Source organism: Isoptericola hypogeus, from assembly GCF_039531145.1.
GTDB lineage: Bacteria > Actinomycetota > Actinomycetes > Actinomycetales > Cellulomonadaceae > Isoptericola > Isoptericola hypogeus.
Map to the genome: position 1 here is coordinate 1 of NZ_BAAAPM010000006.1, position 6679 is coordinate 6679.

Annotated in this window: 7 protein-coding genes; 1 reads left to right on the top strand and 6 read right to left on the bottom strand. The window is 71.6% G+C overall.

Annotated elements, in window-relative coordinates:
* Positions 1–137 precede the first annotated feature (137 nt).
* From ABD254_RS15210 to ABD254_RS15225, 4 genes are all read right to left on the bottom strand, one after another.
* Positions 138–1010, bottom strand: coding sequence for an amino acid ABC transporter permease (locus tag ABD254_RS15210; protein ID WP_344249328.1), 873 nt, complete (start codon positions 1008–1010; stop codon positions 138–140).
* Positions 1007–1696, bottom strand: coding sequence for an amino acid ABC transporter permease (locus ABD254_RS15215; protein ID WP_344249329.1), 690 nt, complete (start codon positions 1694–1696; stop codon positions 1007–1009). Before ABD254_RS15215 ends, ABD254_RS15210 begins: the two co-directional genes overlap by 4 nt.
* Before the next feature lie 92 nt (positions 1697–1788).
* The gene (locus ABD254_RS15220) at positions 1789–2646 is read right to left on the bottom strand and encodes a glutamate ABC transporter substrate-binding protein (RefSeq protein WP_344249330.1); all 858 of its coding nucleotides are present in this window, start codon (positions 2644–2646) and stop codon (positions 1789–1791) included.
* Between the two features lie 98 nt (positions 2647–2744).
* Positions 2745–3539, bottom strand: a complete 795-nt coding sequence (locus ABD254_RS15225) for an amino acid ABC transporter ATP-binding protein (RefSeq protein WP_344249331.1) — start codon at positions 3537–3539, stop codon at positions 2745–2747.
* A 171-nt stretch (positions 3540–3710) separates the two neighbouring features.
* Here ABD254_RS15225 and miaB point away from each other — a divergent pair, with 171 nt between their 5' ends.
* Positions 3711–5360 (top strand): tRNA (N6-isopentenyl adenosine(37)-C2)-methylthiotransferase MiaB, encoded by a 1650-nt coding sequence (gene miaB, locus ABD254_RS15230; RefSeq protein ID WP_344249332.1) that lies wholly within the window; start codon positions 3711–3713, stop codon positions 5358–5360.
* 32 nt (positions 5361–5392) lie between these two features.
* Here the strand turns inward: miaB and ABD254_RS15235 are convergent, their stop codons facing one another.
* Positions 5393–6031, bottom strand: coding sequence for a type III secretion system chaperone family protein (locus tag ABD254_RS15235; protein ID WP_344249333.1), 639 nt, complete (start codon positions 6029–6031; stop codon positions 5393–5395).
* The gene (locus ABD254_RS15240; RefSeq protein ID WP_344249334.1) at positions 6028–6612 is read right to left on the bottom strand and encodes a YbjN domain-containing protein; all 585 of its coding nucleotides are present in this window, start codon (positions 6610–6612) and stop codon (positions 6028–6030) included. Before ABD254_RS15240 ends, ABD254_RS15235 begins: the two co-directional genes overlap by 4 nt.
* Between the last annotated feature and the right edge of the window lie 67 nt (positions 6613–6679).

Consider the following 6679-nt stretch of genomic DNA (forward strand, 5'->3'; position numbering starts at 1 on the left):
CGAGCGTCTGCGTGATCTACTGACGGCCACATAGACCATCAGGTGTTGCGAGGACCCCTAGAAACCGCCCAGCGGCGTCCGGGCCCTCGTTGTCGCCGACGGTGTCGCGGTCGCGCGGCCGGCACCGCCGCCGAGAGTCAGCCGCCGGCGACCGGCGCCGCGGTGGCGTCCCCGACGATGACGTCGGGCGTCGCGGCCGCCGTGCGGCCGCTGAGGTAGCGCGAGAGCCACCGCGCGACCGCGGTGAGCGCCCAGTTGATGACGATGAAGATGACCGCCGCCACGGTCAGGGTCTGCAGGTTGTTGCCGTTGCCGTTGCCGAATATCTGCGCGGCCCGGAGCAGCTCGTTGTACGTGATGATCTGGCCGAGGGCCGTGTCCTTCAGCACGACGACGAGCTGGGACATCAGGGCCGGCAGCATCGCGATGAGCGCCTGCGGGAGCTGGATCGAGCGCAGCGTCTGGCCGCCGGTGAGGCCGATCGCGAGGCCGGCCTCGGACTGGCCCTTGGGCAGGTTGCCGACCCCGGACCGGACGAGCTCGGCGATGACGGACCCGTTGTAGAGGACGAGCGCGATGACGACCGCGAGGAAGGCGGGGTCCTCGACATCGGTGTTGAAGCCGAGGAGAAGCCAGAAGAAGATCATCATCAGCAGCACCGGCACGGCGCGGAAGAACTCCACGACGACACCGCTCGCCCAACGGACGGTGCGAGAACGCGCGAGGCGGCCGGAGCCGAAGATCAGGCCGAAAACCACAGCCCCGACGACGGCGTAGGCCGCGGCCCGCAGCGTGTTCTGCAGTCCGGGCAGGAAGTAGTACTGCCACGCGTCGGACGTGAAGACCGGGCCCCACAGGTTCCACGAGAGCTGGCCCTTGCGCGCGAGCTCGGCGACCACCAGCGCTGCTACGCCGAGCACCACGAGCAGGCCGACGACGTTGCCGAGGATGATCCGGCGTCGTGCCCGAGGCCCGGGGGCGTCGAAGAGGACGGTCTTCTGCGTGCTCATCGGCGCACCGCCAGTCGGTTGGAGAGGTAGGTGGTGACCAGGCCGATGGGGATCACCAGGACCGCGAAGCCGATCGCGAAGAGCACGAAGATCGCGTAGATGAAGTTCGCGTTGCTCTCGATCATCTCCCGCATGACGGTCGAGGCCTCCGTCGAGACGCTCACCGCCACAGCGACCGTGGAGTTCTTCAGCAAGGCGATGAGCGTATTGCCCAGCGGTGCGATCGCGCCGCGGAACGCCTGCGGCAGGATGATGAGCCGGGCCGCCGGAAGGAACGAGAGGCCGATCGCCCGCGCGGCCTCCGCCTGGCCGATCGGCACCGTGTTGACGCCGGACCGGATCGACTCGCACACGAACGCGGCGTGGTACACCGTGAGGCCGATGACGCCGAAGCGGAAGAAGTTCTGCGTGAAGTCGTCCGAGAGGCTGATCTGCAGCTGCAGGAAAACCGCGAGGAACAGGAACGTCATGATGACGGTCAGGGGCGTGTTGCGCAGCAGATTCACGTAGGCTGCGCCGGCCCACCGCAGGCTCGCGACGGGGGAGATCCGTATGAGCGCCAGGACGGTGCCGAGGATCAGCGAGAAGATCGCGGCCCAGAACGTCAGCTGGATGTTGACCCAGTAGGCCGCGGCGATCGGGTACTCGGCGAAGAGCTCCCCGAACTGGGACAGGAAGTCACCCACGGTGTGTCAGCCTCCGGAGGGGTGGTGCGGCGGGGTGCCGCCACGGACGGGGCGAGGGGAGCGGCGCGCGCGCCGCTCCCCTCGGTCGGTCGTCAGGCGCAGGCGTCCGGCGTCGGCGGGTTGAGGTCCGCGTTGGGCTCGTAGCCCGTGCCCTCGGTGTTCGAGGTCACGAACTCGTCCCACGACTCGTCCTCGATCATCTTGGTGATCGCGGCGTTGATGTCCTCGCAGCGGTCGTTGTCCTGCGGGAGGCCGACGCCGTAGTTCTCCTCGGAGAAGGGCGCCCCGACGACCTTCACCTTGCCGGCGTTGGCCGGCTGCGCCGCCAGGCCCGCGAGGATGATGTCGTCCGTCGTGACGGCGTCCACCTGTCCGGCGGTGAGCGCCGTGACGCACTCGGCGTAACCCGGCCGCTCCACGAGCTGGACGCCCTCGGCGTACTCGTCCTTGATGCGCTGCGCCGACGTGGACCCGGTCACCGAGCAGAGGTTCTTGCCCTCGAGCGCCTCCGGACCCGTGATGTCGGTGTTGTCCTCGGCGACGAGGAGGTCCTGCCCGGCGACGAAGTACGGGCCCGCGAACGCGACCTGCTCCTTGCGCTCGTCGGTGATCGAGTAGGTGGCGAAGATCATGTCGACCTGGCCGGTCTGCAGCATCGTCTCGCGGTTCGCGGACGGCGCCTCGACCCACTCGATCTGGTCGGGCTCGAAGCCGAGCTCCCCGGCCACGTACGTGGCGACGTCGACGTCGAAGCCGGTGTACTCGCCGGCGTCCTGGTAGCCGAGGCCCGGCTGGTCGAACTTGATGCCGATCTTGATCGAGTCGCCGCCGCCCTCGGCGCCGCCGGTCTCCTCCCCGCCGCCACCGACCTCGCCGCCGCCGCCGCAGGCGGCGAGCGTGAGAGCGGTCAGCGCGGCGAGCGTGGCGGCACCTGTGTGTCGTGTGCGCATCGTTCTACCCTTCGTGAGTGGTCGCCCGTGCGGTCCCGGCCCCTGCCTCGCGGCCGGTTCGCGCGGTCGGCGGGGTGCCCGCCTGATGGGTGGGTGGGTCAGTGGGTCAGGATCTTGGACAGGAAGTCCTTCGCCCGCCCGCTGCGCGGTGCGGTGAAGAACTCCTCGGGCGTGGCCTCCTCGACGATCTCGCCGTCGGACATGAAGACGACCCGGTTGGCCGCCTTGCGCGCGAACCCCATCTCGTGCGTGACGACGACCATGGTCATGCCCTCCTGCGCGAGGGCGACCATGACGTCGAGCACCTCGTTGATCATCTCCGGGTCGAGCGCGGACGTCGGCTCGTCGAAGAGCATCACCTTGGGCTTCATGGCCAGCGCGCGGGCGATCGCGACGCGCTGCTGCTGACCGCCCGAGAGCTGGGCCGGCATCTTGCCCGCCTGGTTCTTCACCCCGACCCGGTCGAGCAGCGCGAGCGCCCGATCCTTCGCCGCGCTCGTCTTCTCCCGGCGGACCTTGATCGGCCCGAGGGTCACGTTCTCGAGGATCGTCTTGTGGGCGAAGAGGTTGAAGGCCTGGAAGACCATGCCCACGTCGGACCGCAGCTTGGCGAGGGCCTTGCCCTCCTCGGGCAGAGGCACGCCGTCGATGCGGATCTCGCCGGAGTCGATCGTCTCCAGCCGGTTGATCGCGCGGCACAGGGTGGACTTCCCGGAGCCGGACGGGCCGATGACGACGAGGACCTCGCCCTTGCGGACGGTGAGGTTGATGTCCTTCAGCACGTGCAGATCACCGAAGTGCTTGTTGACGTCGGTCAGCTCCACGAGCGGGGGCCCGAGGGGGGCCGACGCCTCCACCGGCCCGGTCGTCGTGGTCGCTTCGCCGTGATCCATCCCTCGAACCTATCCAGTCGGTGTTACCGCGACCAGCACCCGGGGCGCCGGTTCCGCAACGGTTGAGTAACAGTGCGTGCATGACGAGTGCACGAGCGTGCCACGACGACGGCGTCAGCGCTGATGACACTTCGTCGGGACCCGCGCGCCCGGCACCGTACCCTAGAAGCGATGTCCACCACCACGTCCTCCACCCCGCAGAGCGCTGCCCTCGCGCCCGCCGGCGACCCCGGTTCCGGCGCCGGCACCGCGACCCACCCGCGCACCTACCTCGTGCGCACGCTCGGCTGCCAGATGAACGTGCACGACTCGGAGCACATGGCCGGCATGCTCGAGCAGGCGGGCTACACGCGCGCCGCGCCCGAGGAAGAGGCCGCGAGCCGCGCCGACGTCGTCGTCATCAACACGTGCGCCGTGCGCGAGAACGCCGCCACCCGGCTGTACGGCAACCTCGGCCAGCTCGCGAGCGTCAAGGCGGCCCGGCCGGGCATGCAGATCGCCGTCGGCGGGTGCCTCGCGCAGAAGGACCGCGGCGAGATCGTGGGCAAGGCGCCCTGGGTGGACGTCGTCTTCGGCACCCACAACCTCGACGCGCTGCCGGTGCTGCTCGAGCGCGCCCGGCACAACGCCGAGGCACAGGTCGAGATCGCCGAGTCCCTGCAGGTCTTCCCCTCCACCCTCCCCACGCGCCGCGAGAGCGTCTACGCCGGCTGGGTGTCCATCTCGGTGGGCTGCAACAACACCTGCACCTTCTGCATCGTGCCGCACCTGCGCGGCAAGGAGCGCGACCGCCGGCCGGGCGAGATCCTCGCCGAGGTCGAGGCGCTGGTCGCGGCCGGCGCCGTCGAGGTGACCCTGCTCGGGCAGAACGTCAACAGCTACGGCGTCGAGTTCGGCGACCGCGGCGCGTTCGCGAAGCTGCTGCGCGCCTGCGGCACGATCGAGGGCCTCGAGCGCGTGCGGTTCACCTCGCCGCACCCCGCGGCGTTCACGGACGACGTGATCGACGCGATGGCCGAGACGCCCAACGTCATGCCGCAGCTGCACATGCCGCTGCAGTCGGGGTCGGACCGGGTGCTGCGCGCGATGCGCCGCTCCTACCGCTCGGCGAAGTTCCTCGGCATCCTCGAGCGGGTGCGCGAGCGCATGCCCGACGCCGCGATCACGACCGACATCATCGTCGGCTTCCCCGGCGAGACCGAGGAGGACTTCCTCGACACCATGCGCGTCGTCGAGGCGTCCCGGTTCAGCTCGGCCTTCATGTTCCAGTACTCGCCACGCCCCGGCACGCCCGCCGCGACGATGGAGGGCCAGCTGCCCAAGGAGGTCGTGCAGGAGCGCTTCGAGCGGCTGCTCGGCCTGCAGGAGCGGATCAGCGCCGAGGAGTCCGCGCGGCAGGTGGGCCGAACGCTGGAGGTCCTCGTGGCCGAGGGTGCCGGCCGGAAGGACGGCGCTCGGCACCGCATCTCTGGGCGCGCGCGCGACAACCGCCTCGTGCACGTCGCGCTCCCGGCCGGAGATTCCGCGCCCACGGGCGCGCCCGAGTCGCTGGCCGACCCGCGCCTGGCCGACCGCCCGCTCGACGGCGACCTGCCCCGCCCCGGCGACATCGTCACGGTCGAGGTGACGCACGCGGCCCCGCACCACCTCGTCGCCGACTCCGCCCTGGCGGGCGGCACGTACGCCGTGCGCCGCACCCGGTCGGGCGACGCGTGGGCGCAGCGGGAGCGTGCGCGGCTCGGCGGCGACGACGAGGACGGGCACGGCGCCGCGCCGGCCGAAGGACCCGTGACCCTCGGGATGCCGACCCTGCGCCGCTGAGCGGTGCCGTCGTCCGCGGCGCCGCGGACGGGTCAGTCGGTACCCGGCGCGCCGGGAGCGCCCGGGGCGAGCGTCCCGACCGTGGCGAAGAACTGCGACGCCGTGACGAGGCCGCAGGACACCGTCGCGGCGAGCTGCTCGTCGGTGGCGCCGTGCTCGAAGTCGACCGACACCTCGGTGTAGAGGGCGAGCCCGTCGCCCTCCGGTCGGGTGTAGACCTTGGGCCACACCCGCTCGCGGTTCCAGTCGTTGACGGCCTGCAGCACCGACAGCCGGGCCTGGGCCGGCACCGTGCCGGCCCACCGGCCGCGGACCTGCAGGATCTCCTCGTGGTCGCCGAGCAGCAGGAACCAGAAGCGGTTGCCGTCCCACGTGCCGGTCACGTCGCCGTCGTCGTCGGTGCGCACGCGGTAGCCGCGGCGGGTGAGATCGTCGGCGACCCGCGGGCCGCTCAGCGGGCGCGGCCGGACGACCGGGCCGCCAGCGCGCCGGGCGCTGCCCCGGCGCCGGCGGCCGGCGTCGCCCTGCTCGGGGAGGTCGCCCTGCCTGCTGTCCTGCACCTTCTGCCCGACCGTCCGGCCCACCGACGTCGTGACCCGGCGCGCACCCTCGGCGGCCTGCCGGGCGACCTCGGCGGCTCGCCGGGCGCCGCGGCGCCACCCGGCGCTCACGGGGCCGCCCGCAGGGGGTCGGGGAAGAGCGTGTCCAGGTGCTCGAAGAACATCGATCCGGTGCTCAGCCCGCACTGCAGGAGCTGGTCGAGCTGGGCGGTGGTCGCCGCGCGCCCCACGTCGGCCGTCACCTCGGCGCACACCACGACCGAGCCGTCGTCGCGTACCCGCACGTACGCCTTGGGCCAGATGCGCTCCGCGTTCCACTCGTTGCAGATCTCGAGGACGTCCTCGAGCCGCTCGATGGCGAGGTCGCGGTGCCACTGGCCGCGCACCTGCAGCACCTCGGACCGCTCGCCGAGCACCAGGAAGTAGAACAGCCAGCCGTGCCACAGGCCGCCGGCGTCGCCGTCGGAGTCGACGAAGTACGAGAAGCCGGAGCGCTCGAGCCAGTCGGTGACGCGGTCGCGGGACAGGGCGGTGGCCGGTCCGTGGTCGTCGGGTGGCGCGCCCGACCCGTCCACGTGACTCAGCAGAAGACCCTCCACGCGGGCCCGCAGCTCGTCGTCGCCCAGCTCGTCCGCCGGGCCGTCACCGGCCGGCCGGGACCTGCTCGTCCGGCGTGCACCGAAGAACCTCACCCCGCCCACGCTACACGGCGCCCACGGGGCGCCGGCCGCGCCGCCCGGTGCGCCGCCCGGTGCGAGG